Consider the following 2,016-nt stretch of genomic DNA (forward strand, 5'->3'; position numbering starts at 1 on the left):
GCGCATGCGGCCGGCGCGGTCGGGCCGCGCGACCAGCTCGCGATCGTCGACGCGCTGTACCGCTTCGGCGCCGGGCAGGACCTGCGCGACCGCGCGCTGCTCGCGTCGGCGTTCGCGGTCGACGCGACGCTCGATTTCAGCCAGCCGGCCGGCCGTTTCGGCGTCGCCGTCGCGCCGTTCGTCGGGCGCGACGCGATCGTCGCGGCGATCTTCGCCGCGATCGACGCGCTCGACACCACGCACACGGTCACCAATCCCCGCATCACGCACTACGACGGCGAGCGCGCGGGCCTGTTCGCGCTCGTCGAGGCGCAGCACCTGCCGCGCGGCGACCACCGCCGGCACCTGCTGCTCAAGAACCTCTACCACGTCGATCTCGTGCGCCACGACGGCCTCTGGCTGATCGAGCGCCTGCGCATCGACACTGTCTGGTCCGCCGGCGATCCCGCGGTGCTGTTTCCGAACGCACCGCTCGCCGCGACCGAGGAGCATTCCCATGGCTGATTCCATCCTGTCCGCGGCGCCGAAGGCGCTCGCGCTCGGCCTCACGCTCGCGCTCGGCGCGTGCGCGGTCGGTCCCGACTACGTGAAGCCCGATACCGCCGCGCCCGCCCAGTTCGCGCGCGCCGACGCGAACGCCGACACGGCTGCATCCACGGGCGACGCCTCCGCGCCCGCCGCCGACGATGCGTTCTGGGCCCGCTTCGGCGACACCGAACTCACCGCGCTCGTCGAGCAGGCGCTCGCCGCGAACAACGACCTCAAGGTCGCGCTCGCGCACTACGAGCGCGCCAACGCCGAGCTGCGCGGCGCGAAGTTCGACGCACTGCCCGTGATCACCGCGAGCGCGAACGGCCAGGACATCCGCTCCAGCGCCGACCAGCTGCCCGGCGTCGATCGCGACGGCCGCGACACCAAGAGCTACGACGCCGGCGTCGGCGCAAGCTGGGAACTCGACCTGTTCGGCCGCATCCGCCGCTCGATCGAAGCCGGCCGTGCCGACACCGCCGCGAGCGCGGCCGACCTCGCCGCCGCGCAGGTCGCGATCGCGGGCTCGGTCGCGCGCACCTACGTCGAGCTGCGCGGCCTGCAGGAGCGCCTGCGCGTCGCGCAGGACAACGCCGCCAACCAGCGCGAAACGCTGCAGCTCGTCGACGCGCGCGTCGGCGCCGGCGGCGGCACCGACTTCGACAGCGCGCGTGCGCGCGCGCAGCTCGAGACGACCGCCGCGCGCGTGCCCGCGCTCGAAGCGCAGATCGCGTTCGCGATGCACCGCCTCGCGGTGCTCACGGGCCGCACGCCCGACGCACTGATCGCCGAGCTGCAGGCGCCGGTCGCGTTGCCCACGTTGCCCGAACGCCTCGATGCCGGCACCCCCGGCGAACTGCTGCGCCGTCGCCCCGACGTCGCCGCGGCCGAACAGCGCCTGCACGCAGCGACCGCGCGCGTCGGCGTCGCCACCGCCGACCTGTTCCCGCGCTTCACCCTCGGCGGCCTGCTCGGCACCCAAGCGGTCAGCACGGGCTCGCTGTTCGAACGCGACAGCGAAACGCACCTGCTCGCGCTCGGCGTCGACTGGTCGTTCCTCGACGTCGGCCACGTGCGCGCGCGCATCGCCGCGAGCGGCGCCGACGCCGAAGCCGCGCTCGCGCAGTACCGCCAGAGCGTGCTGCTCGCGCTCGAGGACACCGAGAACGCACTCGTTCGCTACGCCAAGGCCCGCGCCGAAGACGCCCAGCTCGAACGCGCCGCCACCGACAGCGCCGAAGCCGCGCGCCTCGCCCGCGTCCGCTACGAAGCCGGCGCCGCCGGCCTGCTCGAGGTGCTCGACGCCGAACGCAGCCGCCTGCAGGCGCAGGACGCGTTCGCCGACGCGCGCACGCGCAGCGTCACCGGCGCGGTCGCGCTGTACCAGGCCCTCGCTGGCGGCTGGCCGCAGCACGTGCCGCAGCGCGAGGGCATTGCGCAGCGCTAGTGCATCGCGTAGCGCAAGGGCAGCGCGCAGCGCCACGGGAC

At 74.6% G+C, this 2,016-nt stretch carries 2 protein-coding genes; both read left to right on the forward strand.

The genetic code is table 11. The features are described 5' to 3' along the window. Positions 1-504 (forward strand): nuclear transport factor 2 family protein (locus VI238_RS09520; protein ID WP_331650763.1); only part of this gene is annotated, 504 nt, incomplete at its 5' end. Further along, positions 497-1,975: an efflux transporter outer membrane subunit gene (locus VI238_RS09525; RefSeq protein ID WP_331650765.1), complete on the forward strand. Its 1,479-nt coding sequence runs from the start codon at positions 497-499 to the stop codon at positions 1,973-1,975. The genes VI238_RS09520 and VI238_RS09525, both read left to right, overlap by 8 nt. The last annotated feature ends 41 nt before the right edge of the window (positions 1,976-2,016 follow it).

It is taken from the genome of Dokdonella sp. (genome assembly GCF_036518555.1).
Classification (GTDB): Bacteria; Pseudomonadota; Gammaproteobacteria; order Xanthomonadales; family Rhodanobacteraceae; genus Dokdonella_A.